Here is a 20,834-nt window from a genome sequence, read left to right on the forward strand (position 1 = left end):
CAGCAGGGCATACCGGGAGTGGAGGGGTTCTAGTGGCGGAGAGTCTCGTCCCCGCGGTGGGAGGCCGGTTCGATCTGGAAGGTGGAGTGCTCGATGGCCACGTCGAAGTCACGGGCCACACAGGCCTGCAGATCCGCCAGCACGACACCGGCGTGCTCGGCGCTCAGGCAGCCGTCGTGGACGGTGACGTGGGCCGAGAGCACCGGGGTGTCGGAGTCGATGCGTGAGGCGTGCAGGTCGTGCACCCCCACCACGTGGGGCAGGGACTCCAGGCGGGTGCGGACCTCATCCAGATCCAGACCCTTGGGAGTGGTTTCCATCAGGACCTCGATGGTGTCGCGCAGCAGAATCAGGGCCCGGGGCACGATCAGGGCGGCGATCAGCAGGGACACGATCGCATCCGCCTGGGTCCACCCAGTGGTGGCGATGACGATCGCGGAGACGATGACCGCCACCGAGCCCAGGGCGTCGTTGGCGACCTCCAGGAAGGCGGCCTTCATGTTCAGGTTCTCTCCCCGCCCCGAGGCCAGGATGATCAGCCCGATGATGTTGCCGACCAGCCCGATCACCCCGAACCACAGCATGGCCGAAGACTCGACCTCCGGGGGCTCCAGCAGCCGGCGGATACCTTCGACGGCAACGAACCCGCCCACGGCCAGCAGCACCGAGGCCTGGGCGGCCGCGGCGACGATCTCCGCCCGCTTGTACCCCCAGGTGCGTTTGTCCGTGGCCGGCTTCAGGGCCAGGGTCGCCGCGATCAGCGCGATCAGCAGCCCGGCGGAGTCGGTGAACATGTGCCCGGCATCGGCCAGCAGCGCCAGGCTGCCCGAGATCACCGCGCCGATGATCTCGGCGACCATGATCGTGGCGGTGATGGCGAAGACTACTGCCAGCTTTCCCCGCCGCCCGGTGGCACCGTGGGCGTGATCGTGCTCACCGCTCACGCCGGAACCTCTTGGGTGCTGGCCGCACCGGCGAGCTCCTCGGCGGCGCACTCCGGCGTGCCGCACTGGCACACCGCCTCGACGGTGAGAATCGTGCCCAGCAGGTCCTCCAGGGCGTGGGCCAGCTTCGGGTCCGAGAGCTCATAGCGCACATTGCGTCCGGCCGGCACGCCCACGACCAGCCCGCAGTCGCGCAGGCAGGCCAGGTGGTTGGACAGGATCTGCCGGCTCACCCCGATCTGGGCCGCCAGTTCCGAGGGCACCGCCGGGCCCTGCTGCAGCTGCAGCAGCACCGCGGCCCGGGTGGGATCGGCCAGTGCTTTGCCGAACCGGGACATCACCTCGACCGGGGACAAGATCCTCATGCCACAACCGTACAGCAGAATCTGTATCAAAGAGGGGCGGGGTCGAGCGAGGCTCGGGCAATGTCCAGCTTGTGTCCCTACGGTGTGGGCGGATGGGGGTGCCGTCCGCCACTGCGGCGCCCCCGTCCTCGAACCACCACGGCACCTCGTGCGGCCGTTGCCGCAATGCCCCTGCGGGGAGGGAAGGCGATTGTCTGCCTCCGGCAGGAGACGGGTGGAGCCCATGATCACTTTCTGCGCTGCTCCGCTGGGCAGCCCGCCCGTGCGCCGTTTCCCGACCGGGTGCAAGGCGGCCGGGCCGTGGCGACCGATCGACTCTGCGATCCAGGCACGAAGTACCCCAAATATGTCGCCGATGACGATCCTCTCGGAGCACTTCGCACCTGACGGAAGGCCTCCCGTCAACCGGCCACCACTGGTGGGGCGAAGCTCAGCGGTAGGTGTAGTACCCATCGAGGGGCATGGCGTTGACGGAGTGGACGAAGGTGCCCTGGGTCGGGTTCAGCGCAGAGACCATCTTGCCGCCACCGATGTAGATGCCGATGTGGTTGCCACCGTTCTGAGACACCAGGTCCCCGGGCTGCGGAGTGGAGGTCGGGGTGGCGGCTGCGATCTGCTGGAAACTGGTGCGGGGAATATCGATACCCTGCTGGGCGTAGACCCACCCGGTGAATCCAGAGCAGTCCCAGGCACCGAAGGAAGTGCCGCCCCAGACATAGCCGGTGCCCACACCCTGCATGGCCGTACCCACGATGCCGCCAGTGGCGGGGGCGATCTCGGTGATCGCGGTGGACTGCGGGCTCACGCTCGAAGCCGTCTGCGCCGCCACCGGGGCCGGGGTGACGTAGGAGCCCTGGCTCCCCAAAGAGGACGAAGCCGGGGCCCACGACGTGGCGGCCGGGGCAGCCGGGAGCTCCGCATAGGCCTGGGCCGGGGCCACGGATCCAAGGATTGCCACGCCAGCAGCAGCAGCGATGGTGGTGTTACGCGCCCGGCACGAGGGGGTCTCGGCGCGGTGACGAGCAGAAGTGTGCTTGAAGAATGCCATGGATGTACTCCTCCCTTTGCCTACGAGGTGAGCTGTCGGATGCGGGTGGGAGACACCCGGTCGCAGGGCGGGATGCTCTGGCGACTTAACCCCTAGGACCCGAATCATCGGGACCGCATGTGGTTCCCCCGCTTCTGCCAAGCAGTTTCTGTGTAATGAACCTCGGGCACCGGCAGAATTCGGCGATGTGCCCGAAGGCGCCGACAGGATCAGTGGCCGGCACGCATCGAAGAGTACAAGAAGATCACGAAACAATCACAATCCCATTCGGGAATGTATAGGAACTATAAAGAAAACAATCAAGATTTGATGAAGTTGTAAATTTTTCTCGACTTTTTCCTATTAATGTCCTGCAAATTATGGCGCCTCGTGGCGGGCGGCACATGCCTTTGTGGTGCGTGCGGACGGTACGGGGAGCCGTTGACCGCGCTGTGGCGGGGACGCGTGCCGCCCTAAAAGGCTCGGTGGCCGATGTCAGGGAAATTTCCACGGATGGCGGTACAAGAATCGTCCCCGAGCAGCTCCAGCTATGTGCGCTACGGTAATCGGCGTTTGAATACGTACGGCATTTGGGCCCGAGGAGACCGCATGGCTATTTATGATTACACCGCCGACCAGCTCCGAAGCACAGCCCACCCGACGGTCGTGCCGCGCTCCAAAGGCCGGATGGTGGTGCAGTGGTTGACCTCCACCGACCACAAGACGATCGGGTACATGTACCTGATCACCTCCTTCGCCTTCTTCTGCCTCGCCGGCGTCATGGCGCTGCTGATCCGCGCCGAGCTCTTCGCCCCGGGCATGCAGATCCTGGAGACCAAGGAGCAGTACAACCAGCTGTTCACCATGCACGGCACGCTGATGCTGCTGATGTTCGGCACCCCGCTGTTCGTCGGCTTCGCCAACGTCATCGTCCCCCTGCAGATCGGCGCCCCCGACGTCGCCTTCCCGCGGCTCAACGCCCTGGCGTTCTGGTTCTTCCTGTTCGGCTCGCTGATCGCGACCGCCGGCTTCCTCACCCCGCAGGGCGCGGCCTCCTTCGGCTGGTACGCCTACGCACCGCTGAGCAACGCTTCTTTCACCCCAGGCTCCGGTGGTGACCTGTGGGTGTTCGGCCTGATTTTGTCCGGTTTCGGCACGATCATGGGCGCGGTCAACTTCATCACCACGATCATCGCGATGCGCGCCCCCGGCATGACCGTGTGGCGGATGGGCCTGTTCACCTGGAACACGCTCATCACCTCGCTGCTCGTGATCATGGCGTTCCCGCCTTTCACCGCTGCACTGTTCGCCCTCGGCATGGACCGGACCCTGGGTGGGCACATCTTCGACCCGGCCAACGGCGGGGCGGTGCTGTGGCAGCACCTCTTCTGGTTCTTCGGCCACCCCGAGGTCTACATCCTGGCGCTGCCGTTCTTCGGCATCGTCTCCGAGATCATCCCGGTGTTCTCCCGCAAGCCGCTGTTCGGCTACAAGGGCCTCGTGTTCGCGACCATCACCATCGCCGCGCTGTCGGTGACCGTGTGGGCCCACCACATGTACGTGACCGGAGCCGTGTTCTTGAGCTTCTTCGCGTTCATGACCATGATGATCGCCGTACCCACCGGGGTGAAGTTCTTCAACTGGATCGGCACGATGTGGCAGGGCTCGATCACCTTCGAGACCCCCATGCTGTGGGTCCTGGGGTTCATGTTCACCTTCCTCTTCGGCGGCCTGACCGGGGTGATCCTCGCTGCCCCGCCGCTGGACTTCCACCTCAATGACTCCTACTTCGTGGTCGCCCACTTCCACTACGTCATCTTCGGCACCGTGGTGTTCGGCATGTTCGCCGGCTTCTACTTCTGGTGGCCCAAGTTCACCGGCAAGATGCTCAACGAGCGGATCGGCAAGATCCACTTCTGGCTGCTGTTCCTCGGCTTCCACATGACCTTCCTGATCCAGCACTGGCTCGGGGTCTCAGGGATGCCCCGGCGCTACGCGGACTACCTGCCGGAGGACAACTTCACCTGGATGAACCAGATCTCCACGGTCGGGGCGATGCTCCTCGGCGTCTCGATGATCCCGTGGTTCTGGAACGTCTACACCACCTGGCGCAACGGCACCAAGGTCGAGGTCGACGACCCCTGGGGCTTCGGCGGATCCCTGGAGTGGGCGACGTCCTGCCCGCCGCCGCGGCACAACTTCACCTCGCTGCCGCGCATCCGCTCCGAGCGGCCGGCGCTGGACCTGCACCACCCGGAGCTGGCCGCGGAGTCCCCGCAGCAGTCCCCGGTCGACGACGCCGCCATCGCCACGCGGAAGGAATAATTTTCTCGCTGCCAGGATCTTCATCGGTGCGGTGACGGCCAGGGAAACCCTCGTAGTGCTGCGGCACGGGAGGGGCGGATTGGCCCTGCAACCGAAAAGGGACGAGGCTCCTGCTGGTCGCCGACACACCACGGGGCTTCTCCGAAAAAGGGAGATGGCATGTCCGCTTCACCTCCCGGCCGAGTTCTACTGGTCGACGGCGAAACGAACCGGGCGCCACTCATCCAGGGACATCTGCCCAACGCCGGTGGTGAAGTTGCGCTACGGCACACCGGGACAGGGGCGAGATGTGGGCAAGGGTCACCACGCTTCCCCCCTAAAAGTACAGGTTTCCGTGTACTGTTAGGGGGTGGTTTGAGTATGCCTCCACGCCCCGCCAGGGCCAGCCCGGGGGCTGGAATGAGCCTGATCGAGGAGGACTATGATGGCCGCGGCTCTGGCGCTGAGCCTGTATCTGGCCGGCCTGGCGGTGGCCTTCGGTGCGCGGTCGTGGATCCATCGGCGCCGCACCGGGTCCACCGGTTTCCGCGGGTTGAGCGGGGCGCCTGGCTCTGCTGAGTGGTGGGGCGGAATACTTTTCGCGATCGCTCTGGTCCTCGGCGCAGCAGGGCCTGTCCTCGCCCTCACCGGCGCCGTGGCCGCGCCCCGACTACCAGCGGCTTTCACCTGGGCCGGGGCGTTCATCACCATCGTGGGGTTCTTCGGTGTACTGGCCGCCCAGGCCGGCATGGGCGCCTCCTGGCGGGTGGGCGTCGACGCCACCGAACGGACAGAACTGGTCACCACCGGGGCTTTCGCCGTGGTGCGCAACCCTATTTTCACGGCGATGCTCACCACCATGGCCGGCTTGGCCCTTCTGGTGCCCACCGCGGTCAGTGCAGCAGCCCTGCTGTGCCTGCTGGTGGCCGTCGAGCTACAGGTCCGTCTCGTCGAAGAGCCTTACCTGCTGCGCACCCACCGACAGGTATACGCCTCCTATGCCGCAGCCACCGGCCGGTTCGTGCCCGGCCTCGGCCGGCTCCGCCGCGCAACCCCGGGTAAGCCGAGATCCTGAGCGTGTCGTGCCACCGCCACTGGCCGGCAGTTCACCCGCCCGGGAAGCCCGCACCTCTGACGTTCCGCGCCACTGTGATCGGCCGTCGATGCCATCCACCTTTCGTGGAGGCGAAGCCCGGGAAATCATGAGCGTGCCCGGCAGTCAGGCTTCCGGTTCCCCGCAGCGAAAAGTTCGTATAGGTTAACTTTCTATGAGGATCGGGACGGGGCGCACCGGCTCCACGGGCGCTGCCGCCTCTTCCCCCGGGGAGCGGTGGGTGCGCCGGCAGCCGCTGCCGTGGTTACTGGGCCCGGCTTTTGTGGCCGCCGTGGCCTACGTGGATCCGGGCAACGTCGCGGCGAATCTCACTGCCGGCGCCCAGTACGGATATCTGCTGGTGTGGGTGCTGGTGGCCGCCAATGCCATGGCGGTCCTCATCCAGTACCTTTCGGCCAAGGTCGGGCTGGTCACCGGATCGAGTCTGCCCGAGTTGCTGGGTGACCGTCTGCCCCGGGGCCGGCGACTGGGGTACTGGGTCCAGGCCGAGCTGGTGGCCGCGGCCACGGATCTGGCCGAGGTGATCGGTGGGGCGATCGCCCTGCACATTCTCTTCGGGATCCCTCTGCTGGCCGGGGGCGTGATCGTCGGGGTGATCTCGATGCTGCTGCTGGTCCTCCAGACCCACCGCGGCCCCCGGTTCTTCGAGTTCGTCGTGACCGGATTGCTGGCGATCGTCACCGCGGGTTTCGTCACCGGCCTGTTTTTCGGCCCCGTGTCCTGGGGTGAGGCCGTCGCCGGGATCGTGCCGCGGTTCGAGGGCACCCCGACGGTGCTGCTGGCCGCGAGCATGCTCGGGGCCACGGTGATGCCCCACGCCATCTACGCCCACTCCGCCCTGGCGCGCGATCGCCACGGGCGCTCAGTGCCCACCGAGGCCTTGCCGCGGCTGCTGAGCGCCACCCGGTGGGACGTGCTGCTGTCCCTGCTCGTGGCCGGGTCGGTGAACATCGCGATGCTGTTACTGGCCGCGGGCAACCTCGCCGGGGTGCCCGGTACCGACAGCATCGAAGGAGCCCATGCGGCGATCACCGCCGCCCTCGGTCCGGCCGTCGGGATCGCCTTCGGCATCGGGTTGCTGGCCTCCGGGCTGGCCTCGACCTCGGTGGGCTCCTACGCCGGGTCGGCAATCATGGGCGGTTTGCTGCACCTGCGCATCCCGGTGTTCGTCCGTCGGCTGATCACCTTGATCCCCGCCTTGGTCATCATCGCGGTCGGAGTGGATCCGACCTGGGCGCTGGTGCTGTCCCAGGTGCTGCTGAGCCTGGGCATCCCTTTCGCTCTGATCCCGTTAGTGCGGCTGAGCAGCAGCCGCGCCCTGATGGGGGTCTTCGTGAACAAGGTGGCTCTGACCGTCGCCGCCTGGGTGGTGGTGGCCCTGATCGTGTCGTTGAACGTGGCGCTGATCATCCTGACCGTCGCCGGAGCCGATTGAATGGGCCCGGCAGCTGCGGTGCGGCACTCGGTAGCGTGGGTCCTATGGACTTGAGTGAGATCACCCCGGTCGCCCAGGACTATCTCAAGGCGATCTGGTCGGCCACCGAATGGGGCGACCCGCCGATCACCACCACAGCCTTGGCGGCACGGATGGGGACCTCTGCCCCCAACGTCACCGACACGGTCAAGCGATTGGCCGGCCAGGGGCTCGTCGAGTACCAGCCCTACAAGCCCGTCACCCTCACCCCTCAGGGGCGTGCGTACGCGGTGGCGATGGTGCGCCGGCACCGGCTGCTGGAGACCTTCCTGGCCACCACGCTGGGGTATCCGTGGGAGGAGGTTCATGATGAGGCCGAACGTCTTGAGCACGCCGCCTCCGACGCCATGATCGAACGCATCGACGCCCGGCTGGGTCGCCCCACGGTGGATCCACACGGGGACCCGATCCCCACCGCGCAGGGACGCACCCGCCGCCCGCTCAATACCACCCGACTCACCGAGGCGAAGCCGGGACGATACGAGATCATTCGTCTTTCCGATGCCGACCCACACCGCCTCACCCGGTTCCGCGACTGCGGCCTCGTGCCGGGTGGGGCTTTTCGTGTCATCGCTCAGGAAGCCAGCGGAACGACCGGTGTACCGGGGTATCACCACACCGCGATCGAGCTGGCACCGACGGAAGCCGAAGCCATCTGGGTGACACCCACCCTCAAGACTCACCGGAGCCTCTGAAAGCTGCGCCCACCGGGGAATGCCCCGGTGGGCGCCGCGCTCAGCCGGCGGAGAGAACCTCGACCATGCGCTCCGGGTGACGGGTTGAGGTCAACCAATACGGGGTGGGGTCCACGGGATCGGTGATCTGGATGCGCACCACCGGGCCCACGGAAACGCGGAAGTTCATGTAAGCGCGGGCGTCCAGTTCAGGGCCGCGCACTCTTTGGACGGCGCTGCCGCGAAACGCTTCAGCCTCACCCACGAATCGGCGCTCAATACGAGCGCGCCCCACTTGCAACGACTCCCCGGTGATCACGATTCCGGTGCTCGAGGCAATCAATGCCACGGCAGTGCCGCCGGCGACCACAGCCCCCACCGCCGCCCCGACCCACATGTTGATCGGAGCCAGGGCGATCAGACCCACCAGACCCGCGAAGAGCACGAGCAACCACATCCACCACGCGGCAGATAATCTCTCCTCGTACAAGACCGTTTTCGGGTCGACCTTCGCGGGAGGGTCCTCGACAAGTCTGTCCGGCGACGTCCCCTGGGCGCCGCGGGATTCATTGGGCGGGAAGGCGCCGAGCGTCGCAGGGTAGGACATGTTCCAATTCTCTCATGACAGCGATCCGGTGGACCGGCTGGTCTGCCATCACGGGGCGCAGACCCAGTGCATGCTGAGGCTCCTGGGCTGATCGGACAGTCCAACCGTGTGCTCCGTGGCACAGGCGATGGTCACCCCCCGGCATCCGTGGTTGGCAGAGTGGAGTACCTGATCTATCACCTCGCCCAGGACGGCCTGGTCCTTGGGGACCGGCTGTGCAGAGGGGCCCGGCGGGGTGACCCCCTCCTGCCCCTCCATCTCGTGGGCTTCAGCCCTCACCCGTAACGGGGAAGCTTCCCTCCCTTCATCTTCGCGACGGCGCGAAGGACACCCTCTACGTGGGGGGACGGAACCGTGCCGCTGCCCACGGAGTTCGACCCCCGAGACCGGGACGGTTCAGTCATGGTTCCGTCGCCCCAGAACTAGTTTTCGCGAGTGGTGCAAGACGGGATGCTGCGGGGCGCCGTGATCCGCTACGGCGGTGTGCGGAGAAGGCCCTCGCCGCGGTCGAAGAGTGAGGGCCAGCCGCGAGCCGGCTGGCCCCCACCAGAGCCCGATCAGTGCCCGAGGCTGGTCTTGTGGCTCACATCCTTGTACCAGTCCGACCAGCCGTGACCGTCCCAGTAGCGGTACTTGACCACGTGGTACACCTTCTTGTCCTGGTGGTGATTGACGTGGCGCCAGTGTCCCCCGCCCCAGGTTTCACCGCCGTGGTGGTTGAAGCTGTACTGGTAGTAGTCGCTGCCGTGCTCGTGGGAATTACCGTGAGTTGAGCCCCGCATAGTGGTGTAGCCCGGTGGCCTTGCTCATCGTTCCCGACGAGAGCGCGGCCACCGTGTGATCCTTCGAGTGAACCTCTCACAGCACTCTCGAACGGAGTCATCACGATGACCGCACCTCATATTGTCGACCCGGCCGGCCTGCTCGGTGAAGCCCTGGCCGACGCCTCCCCGGATCTGATGCGGCAACTGCTGCAGTCGATGATCAACCAGCTGCTCTCCGCCGATGCCGAGGCGGTCGCCGGCGCCGAGTGGGGCCGCCCGTCCCCGGATCGGGTAGCCCAGCGCAACGGCTACCGTCACCGCGACCTCGACACCCGCGTCGGCACCATCGACGTCGCGGTCCCCAAGCTGCGCTCGGGCACGTACTTCCCGGAGTGGTTGCTCGAGCGCCGCAAGCGGGCCGAGTCCGCCCTGATCACCGTGGTCGCCGACTGCTACCTCGCCGGAGTCTCGACCCGCCGGATGGACAAGCTGGTGAAAACCCTGGGCATCAACTCCCTGTCGAAGTCCCAGGTCTCGCGCATGGCCGGCGACCTCGATGAGCACGTGGAGTCCTTCCGACACCGGCCCCTGGACGAAGCCGGGCCGTTCACCTTCGTCGCCGCCGACGCGCTGACCATGAAAGTCCGCGAGGGCGGGCGCGTGGTCAACGCGGTCGTCCTCGTCGCGACCGGGGTCAACGGCGACGGGCACCGCGAGGTCCTGGGGATGCGCGTGGCCACGTCCGAGACCGGGGCGGCCTGGAACAGCTTTTTCGCCGACCTGGTGGCCCGCGGCCTCGGCGGGGTCCGCCTGGTCACCAGTGATGCCCATGCCGGGCTCGTGGAGGCGATCGCCGCCCACCTGCCCGGGGCTGCCTGGCAGAGGTGTCGCACCCACTACGCGGCGAACCTCATGGCCATCTGCCCGAAGTCGATGTGGCCGGCGGTGAAGGCGATGCTGCACTCGGTCTACGACCAGCCCGACGCGGCGGCGGTCAACGCCCAGTTCGACCGGCTGCTGGACTACGTGGGCGAGAAGCTGCCCCAGGTCGCCGATCACCTCGATGCCGCCCGGGTCGACCTGCTGGCCTTCACCGCGTTCCCGAAGGACGTGTGGATGCAGATCTGGTCCAACAACCCCGCCGAGCGGCTGAACCGGGAGATCCGGCGTCGGACCGACTCGGTGGGGATCTTTCCCTCCCGCGAGGCGATCATCCGCCTGGTCGGGGCGGTGCTGGCCGAGCAGACCGATGAATGGGCCGAAGGCCGCCGCTACCTCGGCCTGGAGGTCCTCACCCGCTGCCGGCTCGGCGTCGTGCCCGACGCCGGAAACGAGGTGACCACCGACCCCCTGACCGCGCTCACAGCCTGACCCCCAACCGGAGGACCGTTACACCACTACTCGGGGCTTGACCTTACCGTGCTTGTCCTCGGCGTAGTAGTACTGCTTCACCTGCACCTTGGTGTAGCCCTTGTCGCACTTCACCTTGAAGGGGAACGCGGCGTAATGCTTCCCCTGATACTTCTTGTAATGCGGCTTGTAAGCATCCACCTCACAGCCCTTCTGCTGCTGTTGACCCTGGGTCTCCACCGCGGCGGATGGCACCTGGGTGGTCGGCGTGAGCGCGGCTTGGGCCGGTGCACCGAGGGTGGCGAGGCCGCCTGCGGCCAAGGTGAGCGAGGCCATGGACAAAATAGCCTTGGAGAAGTAACGCCGGCTGTTGAGATTGGCGGTAGGCGTGGACGATGCGGGAGTGGAAGACATTTTGATCTCCTGGCGAGATGCGGGGATTGAGTGTGCCAGAGTCCCTGCCCCCGATGTGGGGGCTAATTCTTGGTGGGCCGACATCTAAAGCATGTCGGCCAGGTCGTTGCGCAACGTCCACCCGGAGGTTGATTTCCCCGGTACACCCAGGGGTGCACACGAGCCAATCCGAAGGCCTGCCGTACGGCGCGACGAAACTTACTGACCCACCAGGTTGTCGACGCGGTGTGAGACCCGTGGGTCCGGTGTGGAGTTGTCCAGAACTCCGTCCGCCCAGACCTCCCCCTGGCGCAGCACCGGCAGGCGGTGGGTGGCCTGACGCTGGCGCAGGACGTCCTGCCGAGTCATGCGAGTCCCCTTGAGCTCGGAAGACCCGGGTGACACCAATCTTTGTCGGGTCTAGAACGAGCTGGTTCAAACCGTTAGGGGCTTGACCCTAGCTCGCGATCAGGAGGGAGAAGTAAAATAAGAGGGCAAGACTGGCGTTGGTCCCGCCAAGGACCGGGAAGTATCTAGATGGACATTGCTCCCCGCCTGGGGCGATGTCAGGAGCTCGGGGGCACTGCGGAAACCGCTGTGCGCAGTGCAGACTGTGCGCGGCGGAGAGCTCCGGGGCTGAGGGCGTGAACCATCCTTTCGTGGATGGGCACGCCCTTCTTGCGTGTCCAGTCCGTTATGGCCGACACCCGCCAACAACAGGCCAGGCCCACGGGCGGGTGGCTTTCGGTGTGGGGATGACCCTCGGTCTCGACCCAGCCGGTCCTGGCATGAATGAACGAGGACGACGGCCACGGTGGGCCGCGCAGGTCCATCCTGGCTGCCCCACCAAAAGTTGCGGCGATGCTGGGCAGCTCGCCAGCCTCGAGAACGCTGAGAGGGCAGAGGCCGGAAGACGGGACCTGTAGCTGATGACCCCCCGCCACCAGGCCGGCCCCAGCGGGGCTGCCGCCATCCCGGGGTGCACGGAGGATCCAGCCGTGACGTCCTTGGCGTAGTCGATCGTCACCAGCCAGCCGCCCGAGATCCAGTACCTGGAAAAGTTGCTGGCCACCCACTGGCCCCCGAGCCACCCAGAGGCCGCGTATGAGGCGGTGAGATTCCCGGCGCAGCCCAGAAGGCCGTCGCTGAGACCTGCTGAGGGGCGGGGCCGATCCTGTGGGGCTGGGTGGGGTGCCCGGCAGGGACAATGGAGGCAACCCGCCTCCCCTTCTGCAGCGGCGGGTGAAGGAGATCAGCTCATGAGTACGAGAACGCCCGAGCACACCGGGCAGGCGCACCCCGGGCTGGGCAGGCTGGGCGGTCCCGGGGTGAGGCCGTGGCAGCTCGTTGTTGCCGTGGTGGTGGCCTTGGTGGTGTTGATTCTGGCGATGGTCTACAGCGGCTCGGGGGCCGCTCGTCTGGCGGCGGATCCGGGGGCGTTGGTGCGCTGGGGTCTGCCCGTGGTCGAGGTGGTGCACAACAGCGCCTTGGTCGTGGTGCTGGGTTCCCTGCTCTTCGCTCTGGGGGTCGTGCCGAAAACACGTGGTGGGTTCCGCCGCCGCGCAGACGGGCGCAACGGTGGCCAGGAGGCGGAGCACCCCCTGTTCACGGCCACGATGGGTCTGGCCGAGGTGGCGTCGGTGGTGTGGACGGTGGCTGCCGTGGTGGTGCTGGTGCTGTCTTATTCCGATGTGGCGGGGGTGCCGGTGGGCGGGGACGAGGCCTATGCGCAGCAGCTGTTGTACTACGCCACGGATCTTTCCCTGGGGCAGGCGCAGGCGGCGACCGTGGTGGTCGCTGCCGTGGTCACCACCCTGGTCTTCGGCGTCCGGGCCCTGATGGGGCTGTTGCTCACCTTCGGCCTGGCGTGCACGGCTTTGGTGGCGATGGCCCTGACCGGTCACTCCTCCGGAGGCACGGACCATATGGGTGCGGTGAACTCCTTGGGCCTGCACCTGCTGGGCGTGTGTCTGTGGACCGGTGGGCTGGTGGTGCTCGCCTGGCTCTCCCCGCAGCTGAGCGGATCGGCTGCCGGCACCGGCAGCCTGCCGGCAGGGGCCGGCCGCGGCGCTGGTGTGCGGCCTCAGGTGCCGATAGCCGCCGTGGTGCTGCGGCGCTTCTCCACGGTGGCCTTCGGTGCCTTCTTCTTGGTGTTTCTTTCCGGGACCATCAATGCGGCGGTGCGCATCGGATCCTGGGAACAGCTGTTCAGTCCTTACGGGCAGCTGGTGCTGCTCAAGGCCGCCCTGACCCTGGGGCTGGGTTTGGCGGGGGTGGCTCACCGCCGGTGGCTGATTCCGGCCCTGGAGGCGGGCCGTCTCACCGCGACGCGTGCCGTGTGGCAGCTGGTGGCCGGGGAGGTGCTGGTCATGGGTGCGGTCATGGGCGTGGCCGTGGCCCTGTCGCGCACCGCCCCACCGGTGCCCGAGGAGATCGCCCCGGATGCCACCCCGGCCGAGATCCTCACCTGGTACCCACTGCCTCCCCAGCCCACCGCCGCCTCCTGGTTCACCACCTGGCGGGTGGACCCGCTCTGGTTGGCGGTGGTGGTCTTCCTCGCCGCCCTCTACCTGTGGGCGTTCGTGCAGGTCCGCCGGCGCGGGGACTCCTGGTCGGTGCTGCGCAGCCTCTCCTGGTTGACCGGGCTGGCGGTGCTGTTCTACGTCACCTCCGGTGGGGTCGCCGTCTACGGGCTGGTGTTGTTCTCCGCGCACATGGTCGAGCACATGATGTTGACGATGGTGGTGCCGATCTTCCTGGTCCTGGGGGCGCCGGTGACGCTGGTGCTCAAGGCCCTGGAGCCCCGCCAGGACGGTACCCGCGGGCCGCGCGAGTGGATCCTGGCCCTGGTGCACTCCCCGTTCTCCAAGATCGTGACGCACCCGATCGTCGCCGGGGTGAACTTCGCGGCCTCGATCGTGATCTTCTACTTCACCCCACTGTTCGGATTCACCCTGCAGTACCACGTGGGGCACGTGTTCATGATCACCCACTTCTTGATCACCGGGTACCTGTTCATGCTCGTGCTGATCGGCATCGACCCGATCCCGCACCGTCCCGGCCACATGATGCGCCTGATTCTGCTGCTGGCCACGATGGTCTACCACGCCTTCGTCGGGGTGGCCCTGATGGGCTCCGACACCCTGCTGCAGGCGTGGTGGTTCGCGAACATGGGCCGGGATTGGGGCCGTAGCCCGATCGAGGACCAGCAGTTCGGCGGGGCCCTGATGTGGGGGATCGGAGAGTTCCCCACCGTCGTCGTCGCCGTGGTCGTGGCGATCATGTGGGCGATCGAAGGCAAGAAGGAAAACCGTCGCGTGGACCGCCAGGCGGACCGCACCGACGACGCCGAGCTCAAGGCCTACAACGCGATGATGGCCGGGCTCGCCGAGCGGGACGAGTCCACGAGGCGCCCCTGAGCCAGGACCACGTATGGAAGCCGTGACCTTCACGGCGACCTGACAACAGAGGACACACGACGCACCGCGGTGTCGACCCGACCGGCACCTGCCGCCAGGGCCTGTCGATGTGGTGGGGCTCTCGAGGGCCCGCACATAATGGGATCGCCGCCTCGAGCGGCTGATGAACTGAGAGGGGTGGAGGCGTGAACGCACGGGCGCACCGTCTTGCCCGCGGGTGGGCCGGAGCCGGGATGGCCACGGCCTTCGCCGCCGCCTCCCACGTGGCCGCCGGCGGTCAGGTCCCTCCGGTGTTGTTGGTGTTGCTGTCCCTGGCGCTGTCCGGGCCGGTGTGCATGGCTCTGGCCGGCCGGGTCCTCTCCCGCTCCTTATTGCTTACCGGCGTGCTGGTCAGCCAGGGCGTCTTCCACCTGCTCTTCACCGTCGCCGGATCCGTGACGACCGTGGTCGACGCCACCCACCACGCGGCGCTGAGCTCACCGCCCACCGGGCCGGCCCTGGTGCTCCAGGCCCAGGCTCACGCGGTGCACGGTGGCACCGGCATGCTGGTCTTCCACGTGCTGGCCGCCGCGGCCACCTACGCGTTCCTGCGCCACGGCGAAGTGGCCCTCGTGGACCTGCTCGACGCCCTGCGACTGCGCGTCCGCCGGCTGTGGCGGGTCCTGTCCGCCCCGGTCGTGGTGCACCGGCCCCGACCTGTTCCGCAGGGGCGCCCGCACGCACTGACGGATCAGTCGCTGCTGCAACCGGTGCGCTCCTACCGCGGACCACCGACAGCTCGTCGTCGGAATCTTCCGCTCCCGACCGGGCCCGCCCGGTCGCCCGCCGGCTGAACACCACCCCTGTTGGGGCCGGTGGTGGTCGTGGATTCGGACAGCAGACTCGACGACTCCCTCACGGCCGCCTCCGATCATCGGCTCGGCGGCCCTGTCTGACCCACTCACTCATTGCCCCTCGAAGGGACCCCTCTGCCATGCTGACCATGACTTCTGCTCTGCGCCGTACCGCCGCCACTGTGAGCGCGGTAGGCGCCCTGACCGCCCTGGGACTGGCCCCCGCCGCCGCCCATGACGAGGTGCTGAGCACCTCCCCCGAACAGGATGCGGTGCTGGAGACCGCCCCCGAACAAATCGAGCTCTCCTACAGCGGGGAGATCATGGACATCGGCCACCAGGTGCTCGTGACCGGCCCCGACGGGCAGTCCGTGACCGAGGGCCCGCTCGAGCGCGACGGTTCCCAAGTGATCCAGCCCCTGGCCGAGACCGGGTCCGAGGAAGGGACCTACCAGGTGGTCTGGCGGGTGGTCTCCAGCGACGGCCACCCCATCGAAGGCACCTACACCTACGAGGTGGGTGACAGTGTGGACATCACCACCCCGGCCCCCACCCTCAGCACCACCCCGACCGAGACCCCGACCGGTGAGGGCGCCGACAGCTCGGACAGCTCCGCCCAAGCCCAGGACGCGGCCGTACAGGAGAATTCCGGAAGCTTCTCCGGATGGGCCGTCGGCGCCACCGTGGTGGTGCTGGCCCTGGCCGTGATCGGGCTACTGGGCTTGATGTCCCGTCGCCGCCGCAAGAACTGATTCCCCCACGCCGGGCCGGCAGATGCTCTACAGCACAGGCCCCAGGAGTGCGGCGACAGCCGTGCTCCTGGGGCCGCCGCCGACCGTCCGGTCAGCCCGACGGCGCACTCTGAGGAGCACGACCGCTGTGAAGTTCGACCTACTCGTATCGCTGTCACCGCGCGGCGCCGCAGCTCTCCTCCCGGTGGGGCCGGGCTCCCCGCCACTCTTCTGCCAGGGCTGCCGGGCCGATGGTGGGCTCTGACATGGGCACCTACCGTTTCCTACTCAGCGGCAAGTGGCTGGGCTTCTTCCTCCTCGCCTGCGCCGCCGCCGTGGTCTCGGTGTACCTGGGCGGCTGGCAGATGGACCGCAACGACCACCTGGTCGGTGAGAACGCCAAGATCACGCAGAACTACCGCGCCGAGCCCCTGGCCGGTGCGGCCGCCGTCGAGCAGTTCGCCGCCCACGACCCTTCCCTCACCTGGCGCCCGGTCGAGCTCACGGGCGAGTACCTGCCCCAGGACCAGGTGCTGGTCCGCAACAGGCCGCAGGACGGCCGCGTCGGCTACGAGGTCCTCGTCCCGTTCCGCACGCAGGACGGGGACGTCGTGGTCCTCGACCGCGGCTGGATCCCCACGGGCGAGGCGGCCAACGGGATGCCGGACGAGGTGCCGACCCCGCCCGCCGGCCGGGTCACGGTCACCGCCCGGCTCCAGCCCGGGGAGCCGGCCGTCAGCCGCGGCGCCCCCGCGGGCCAGATCGCCTCGATCGACCTCGAGGAGCTGCGCGAGCGCTGGGACCGGCCGAACGGGACGGCGGCCTACGGCGAGGTCTTCGCCGAGGACCCGGCCCCCGCGGCGGCCCCCGCGCCGGCTCCGGAGCCGGAGACCGACTCCGGGCCGCACCTGTCCTACTCGTTGCAGTGGTACGCGTTCGCGGCGCTGTTCTTCGTGGCCTGGGGCTACGCCGCCCGCCAGCAGGCCCGCAACGACGCCTGGGACCGCCAGTTCGCCCAGGAGATGGAGCGCCGGCTCGCACGGTTCTACGACGAGGACGGCAACTACATCGGCGAGGGCGACGAGGAGCTCGTCGTCCGCCAGCTCGAGATGGCCGACGACATGCCCGCCCACCTCAGGTCGCTCATGCGCCCCCGGCCGCAGCGCCGGCGCTCCCGCCCCACCTGTGAGGACGAGGAGGACGCGATGCTGGACGCCCTGGAGGCGTCGGCCGCGGACCGGAGCGGGAGCCGGGTCCCGCTCCGGTCCGCGGACGAATTGCACTGACCCGCAGCGTTGTTGATGCACTCCGACACGAGACGGTGGGCCGGGACGGACAGTCTCCGCTCACCGCTCACGGCCGGCTCAGGAACTGGCGTCCGCCCCTCTGGTGCCCTGCCGGACAGCCTTGGCCGCCAGGAGATAGGCGAGGATCCACGGTTCGACGAGGTACCGGTGGCCCAGCCGCCGCGGCTGGGTGGCCAGCCGGTAGGCCCATTCCAGGCCCAGGGGCCCGAGCCAGCGCGGAGCCGATTTCTGGATCCCGGAGTACTGGTCGATCACCCCGCCGACGGCCGCATAGATCGCCGTGGGCAACTCCTCCCAGTGCCGGCTCAGGAACTCCTCCTGCAGCGGCATCCCCAGGCCCACGATGACGAAGTCCGGCCGGAACTCCTGGAGGGTTCCGACGATGCGGTCCTCGAGTGCGAGGTTCCACCCTTCGCCGGGCCAGCCCTCGACCGTGCGCTCGGGGTCCCCCGCACGGAGGAGAGCAACCGTGGCGGCGTTGCTTTCGGGGCTCGCGCCAATGACGGCCACGCGCCGCACGGGGGTGCTCCGGATCAGGCCGGGCAACCAATCCATGGTGCCGATACGGTGGCGCCTGGCGCTGAGCGGCCGCCCGGAGCACCACTTGGCCATTTTCAGGATGGGAAAGCCATCCGTCAGCACCACGTCGGCCTTGTCGTAGAAAGCGCGGAACGTCGGGTTGACCTCCCACGTGTAGAGACTGTGCAGATTGTGGCCGAGAATCACGGTCTTGCGCCGCTCCTCCCAGGTGGCCGCAATCCACCGGTGCAGCTCATTGGTGTCCATCGGTGTCACCCGGATGCCGCTGACCGGGATCTCGATCTCGCCCCGCTTGTCCGTCTGAGTCTGGTACTTAAGCATGTGTTCCCCCACTGGCTCGGCAGTTGCTGCCTCATCGATTGTTGGTCGGCACGTTCGCCCACCGCCGTGGGACTCCCAGATCCTGATTGGCGCATGGGACACGATCCCGTGGGCGCAGCATTCGGGGACACCAGCCCGTATTCCCCCGAATACCCGCCAACATTCACGTTAGCAACGACGGGCCTCCCGGTGTGCCCCCACTTCCGGGTTGCGCCGTCCCCCAATATGTACCTATTTGCATTGATATGCCTCCGTGCATCCAGCGAGGTTGCGCCCTGCAGAGTGGATGCTCTATTGGCGTCAAGGCGCTGTGAGGTCGCGTTGGGCGGTCTCGTCGAGCCAGTGCTGACAGCGCTGGAGGAGCATGACGGTGAAAACCATCAAACCCATCGTGGTAGACGTATCCACGTCTCTCCCACCCAGGTGCAGTACCCCTTGCCCTGCTCGCCTGCTCCACAGGGCCTCGGCGAAGCCCAACCGCTAATCCACCACATGTAAGGCAGTGGGTGTTGTGTCCTGGATGCGCAACCCCGCCGGGGACAGCTGAGGGCCCTGCCAGACACAAGGCCCCTCAGCGTTGCGTGGTGATCGTGACCAGCGTGGTGGAACGGGATGTCGATCAGTCCTCGTCCTCGTCCTCGTCGTCGCTCTCGACAAGCTCGCCCCGGACTCCTTGCCCTCGGGGAGGGCGAAGGCGAAGAGGATAAGCCCGGCCACCGGGTCTACCCACGCCGCGCCGGTCAGCGGGAAGAGGATCAGCCCAGTCAGAGTGGAGACGGACAGCAGCGCGCAAATCCCGGTCTCGGCGGCACCAGCCAGGATCAGGTCGTCCCCCAGGGCCGTGCCGGCCTTCTTCTTGACCGCGACCAGCACCGGCATGATGACCAGCGAGAGCACCGGGATGATGATGCTCACCGGAGAGGGGTCGGGGGTCTTGCCCTCGGATTGCCAATTGAGGGCCCGCGAGCCAGTCTCGGATCCGTCGGATTCTTCGGTCCGGGCTACGTCGCTTCTCCACATTATCGACGGGTGCCCCAGCCTAAGGGGAGCAAAGACTGGGGCACCCTAACGCCCGTGCACGGGGTGATGAGAACGGGGTGTTCTCACTCGCAAACTATGCCCTCACCGGTCCGGAAGAACAGCCCGTACAGCTACCAGAGGGCAAGTTATGGGGAATCTTCACGCCATCTTGAGGAAAACTATACAAACGACTTCGAAGTCAAAGCGGGAATCCTACGCTGAGCAGGGGCCACACTGCCGTGGGTGTCCTGATGACGGGGGGTCACTTCACCCCGTGTTGGCGGGTGAGTCCATCACCGGTCACGGCGACGACGGAAAGACACCGCAACGAGAGCCCCGCAGACCGCGACATCAGGCCCTGGGAGCACGGTTGCTCCCAGCGGGAACCCGGCTTCCTCCGCTACTGTCGAGGACGACACCTCCCGGCGCCGCGGCGCGGCCTGAGCCTGACGCGGGGCTGTCCGGTGAGCCTGCCCGAGTACCCTGAGGAGCACGACCGCCGTGGAGACCGACCGGCTCAGATCGCTGTCCCCGCACGGATCCGCGGCACCACCGGCCGGACCCGACAACTTGCAGTGCTCCCGCAAGGGCTGCGGCGCGGACGCTGCGTGGCGGATCCGCTGGAACAACCCGCGCATCCACACCCCACACCACCGCAAGAGCTGGCTGGCGTGCCCCGACCACCGCGAGAACCTCGAGAGGTTCCTCCGCGCCCAGGGCTTCTGGAAGGACACCGTCCCGCTCGGCCAAGGCGGGCCCGCCGGGCAGGACCGACCGTGAGCGACGACCGGTTCCAGCTCAGCGGGAAATGGCTCGACTTCTCTCTGTGGGCCGGCGCCGCCGCGGCGGTCTCCGTGGACCTGGCCGACTGGCAGATGGACCGCAACGACCACCCCCTCGGGTAGGAGGCGGTCATTTCGCAAGGGCATGGCAGGCGTCGCCACGGCGAGGCGGATATCTTGTTGGCGTCTCGAGCGGCCGATGCCGTTGCCCGCTCGCCCCGCCGGTTGGAGGCCCCCTGTGAAGCGCACCAGCACCGCCCTCGTCCTGGGGTGCGCCCTGGTCCTGCCCGGATATACCGGCAGTATCGAGGAAGCAGCAGACGAAGCATCCTCCGGATTTCCCGTTGCCGCAAACGGAATCAACGTCTTGGAGGCGGCCGTGTCGATGCCGTCTGAACACTGACCCCCGGGCGTGCCCCTAAGGCCATGCAGTCGAATCACCTGCCGGCGAACACATCGATTCCTGTCCTGCCCTTGAGCGTGCCCGTTCTTCCTCTACACGCTGAAGGCATGAAGATTCGATGAAGAAATGTGCTTCGTTCGGATGGCGGATGGCGGATTACGGCAGATATGAGTGCGCGCTGAATTTATCCTCCCGATATTCTCCGAAGCCACCGCCCGAGAGCCTCGATCGCTTTTCTTACCCTACGCGCGTAAACCGCCCACCGCAGCCACCGGCGGTCTCCCAGTGCTGACAGGCCGCCGCAGGCGTGCCGAGGGTGTGCATCTTCGGGCCCACCAGGGACTCTCCCCGGCCACGCCCCCGCTAACGGTGAACACCCTGACGTTCCCGCTCGAAACGAAGCTCCGCTGGGTCGGGAACACGGTGCTGAGCACCCTCGGCAACCAAGGCGACCACCCGATC

20 protein-coding genes and 1 riboswitch are annotated in these 20,834 nt (G+C 67.4%); of the genes, 12 read left to right on the forward strand and 8 right to left on the reverse strand.

Going from position 1 to position 20,834, the window contains the following annotated elements; genetic code table 11:
• Positions 1–29: 29 nt before the first annotated feature.
• The 3 genes from AYX06_RS18325 to AYX06_RS18335 form a co-directional block, all read right to left on the reverse strand.
• Positions 30–944 (reverse strand): cation diffusion facilitator family transporter, encoded by a 915-nt coding sequence (locus tag AYX06_RS18325; protein WP_062737366.1) that lies wholly within the window; start codon positions 942–944, stop codon positions 30–32.
• Positions 941–1,309: an ArsR/SmtB family transcription factor gene (locus AYX06_RS18330; protein WP_062737367.1), complete on the reverse strand. Its 369-nt coding sequence runs from the start codon at positions 1,307–1,309 to the stop codon at positions 941–943. The genes AYX06_RS18325 and AYX06_RS18330 overlap by 4 nt, the downstream gene beginning before the upstream one ends.
• 430 nt (positions 1,310–1,739) lie before the next feature.
• The gene (locus AYX06_RS18335; RefSeq protein ID WP_062737368.1) at positions 1,740–2,357 is read right to left on the reverse strand and encodes a C40 family peptidase; all 618 of its coding nucleotides are present in this window, start codon (positions 2,355–2,357) and stop codon (positions 1,740–1,742) included.
• A 2-nt stretch (positions 2,358–2,359) separates the two neighbouring features.
• A riboswitch (cyclic di-AMP (ydaO/yuaA leader) is annotated at positions 2,360–2,511 on the reverse strand.
• Between the two features lie 434 nt (positions 2,512–2,945).
• Here AYX06_RS18335 and ctaD point away from each other — a divergent pair.
• The 4 genes from ctaD to AYX06_RS18355 all read left to right on the forward strand — a co-directional run bounded on the left by ctaD (position 2,946) and on the right by AYX06_RS18355 (position 7,923).
• On the forward strand, positions 2,946–4,661 hold the full coding sequence (ctaD, locus tag AYX06_RS18340) for an aa3-type cytochrome oxidase subunit I (protein ID WP_062737369.1): 1,716 nt from the start codon (positions 2,946–2,948) through the stop codon (positions 4,659–4,661).
• 424 nt (positions 4,662–5,085) lie between these two features.
• On the forward strand, positions 5,086–5,715 hold the full coding sequence (locus AYX06_RS18345) for a methyltransferase family protein (RefSeq protein WP_309221587.1): 630 nt from the start codon (positions 5,086–5,088) through the stop codon (positions 5,713–5,715).
• Positions 5,716–5,908: 193 nt separating this feature from the next.
• Positions 5,909–7,189, forward strand: coding sequence for an Nramp family divalent metal transporter (locus AYX06_RS18350; RefSeq protein ID WP_186374934.1), 1,281 nt, complete (start codon positions 5,909–5,911; stop codon positions 7,187–7,189).
• 44 nt (positions 7,190–7,233) lie between these two features.
• Positions 7,234–7,923: a metal-dependent transcriptional regulator gene (locus AYX06_RS18355; protein ID WP_062737372.1), complete on the forward strand. Its 690-nt coding sequence runs from the start codon at positions 7,234–7,236 to the stop codon at positions 7,921–7,923.
• A 40-nt stretch (positions 7,924–7,963) separates the two neighbouring features.
• Here AYX06_RS18355 and AYX06_RS18360 read toward each other — a convergent pair whose 3' ends face one another.
• Complete coding sequence (locus AYX06_RS18360) at positions 7,964–8,509, reverse strand: DUF3093 domain-containing protein (RefSeq protein WP_084271834.1); 546 nt, start codon at positions 8,507–8,509, stop codon at positions 7,964–7,966.
• Between the two features lie 887 nt (positions 8,510–9,396).
• On the opposite strand from AYX06_RS18360, the gene AYX06_RS18375 reads away from it, so the two are divergent.
• Complete coding sequence (locus AYX06_RS18375; RefSeq protein ID WP_062737375.1) at positions 9,397–10,644, forward strand: IS256 family transposase; 1,248 nt, start codon at positions 9,397–9,399, stop codon at positions 10,642–10,644.
• 18 nt (positions 10,645–10,662) lie between these two features.
• On the opposite strand, the gene AYX06_RS18380 is transcribed toward AYX06_RS18375, so the two are convergent.
• Both AYX06_RS18380 and AYX06_RS20020 read right to left on the reverse strand, forming a co-directional pair.
• A complete protein-coding gene (locus tag AYX06_RS18380) occupies positions 10,663–11,037 on the reverse strand; it encodes a hypothetical protein (protein ID WP_062737376.1) in 375 nt (124 codons plus the stop codon).
• Between the two features lie 198 nt (positions 11,038–11,235).
• Complete coding sequence (locus tag AYX06_RS20020) at positions 11,236–11,385, reverse strand: hypothetical protein (protein WP_154676743.1); 150 nt, start codon at positions 11,383–11,385, stop codon at positions 11,236–11,238.
• Between the two features lie 890 nt (positions 11,386–12,275).
• On the opposite strand from AYX06_RS20020, the gene AYX06_RS18385 reads away from it, so the two are divergent.
• The 4 genes from AYX06_RS18385 to AYX06_RS18400 all read left to right on the forward strand — a co-directional run bounded on the left by AYX06_RS18385 (position 12,276) and on the right by AYX06_RS18400 (position 17,285).
• On the forward strand, positions 12,276–14,435 hold the full coding sequence (locus AYX06_RS18385) for a cytochrome c oxidase assembly protein (RefSeq protein ID WP_062737377.1): 2,160 nt from the start codon (positions 12,276–12,278) through the stop codon (positions 14,433–14,435).
• 233 nt (positions 14,436–14,668) lie between these two features.
• On the forward strand, positions 14,669–15,268 hold the full coding sequence (locus tag AYX06_RS18390; protein ID WP_217905969.1) for a hypothetical protein: 600 nt from the start codon (positions 14,669–14,671) through the stop codon (positions 15,266–15,268).
• 149 nt (positions 15,269–15,417) lie between these two features.
• Entirely contained in the window at positions 15,418–16,020 is a 603-nt protein-coding gene (locus AYX06_RS18395; RefSeq protein WP_158279242.1) for a copper resistance CopC family protein, read from the forward strand.
• A 245-nt stretch (positions 16,021–16,265) separates the two neighbouring features.
• Positions 16,266–17,285, forward strand: coding sequence for an SURF1 family cytochrome oxidase biogenesis protein (locus AYX06_RS18400; protein ID WP_062737380.1), 1,020 nt, complete (start codon positions 16,266–16,268; stop codon positions 17,283–17,285).
• Between the two features lie 78 nt (positions 17,286–17,363).
• On the opposite strand, the gene AYX06_RS18405 is transcribed toward AYX06_RS18400, so the two are convergent.
• Positions 17,364–18,167 carry a WecB/TagA/CpsF family glycosyltransferase gene (locus tag AYX06_RS18405; RefSeq protein WP_062737381.1) on the reverse strand — a complete coding sequence of 268 codons (804 nt, stop codon included), beginning with the start codon at positions 18,165–18,167 and terminating at the stop codon, positions 17,364–17,366.
• 480 nt (positions 18,168–18,647) lie between these two features.
• The gene (locus AYX06_RS18410) at positions 18,648–19,082 is read right to left on the reverse strand and encodes a cation diffusion facilitator family transporter (RefSeq protein WP_062737382.1); all 435 of its coding nucleotides are present in this window, start codon (positions 19,080–19,082) and stop codon (positions 18,648–18,650) included.
• 606 nt (positions 19,083–19,688) lie between these two features.
• Here AYX06_RS18410 and AYX06_RS18415 point away from each other — a divergent pair.
• The 3 genes from AYX06_RS18415 (at position 19,689) to AYX06_RS20025 (ending at position 20,372) form a co-directional block, all read left to right on the forward strand.
• Entirely contained in the window at positions 19,689–19,967 is a 279-nt protein-coding gene (locus tag AYX06_RS18415) for a hypothetical protein (protein WP_062737383.1), read from the forward strand.
• A complete protein-coding gene (locus AYX06_RS20805; RefSeq protein WP_255219702.1) occupies positions 19,964–20,092 on the forward strand; it encodes a hypothetical protein in 129 nt (42 codons plus the stop codon). Before AYX06_RS18415 ends, AYX06_RS20805 begins: the two co-directional genes overlap by 4 nt.
• Before the next feature lie 115 nt (positions 20,093–20,207).
• Positions 20,208–20,372: a hypothetical protein gene (locus AYX06_RS20025; protein ID WP_154676752.1), complete on the forward strand. Its 165-nt coding sequence runs from the start codon at positions 20,208–20,210 to the stop codon at positions 20,370–20,372.
• The last annotated feature ends 462 nt before the right edge of the window (positions 20,373–20,834 follow it).

The organism is Kocuria turfanensis (genome assembly GCF_001580365.1).
GTDB classification, from domain to species: Bacteria; Actinomycetota; Actinomycetes; order Actinomycetales; family Micrococcaceae; genus Kocuria; species Kocuria turfanensis.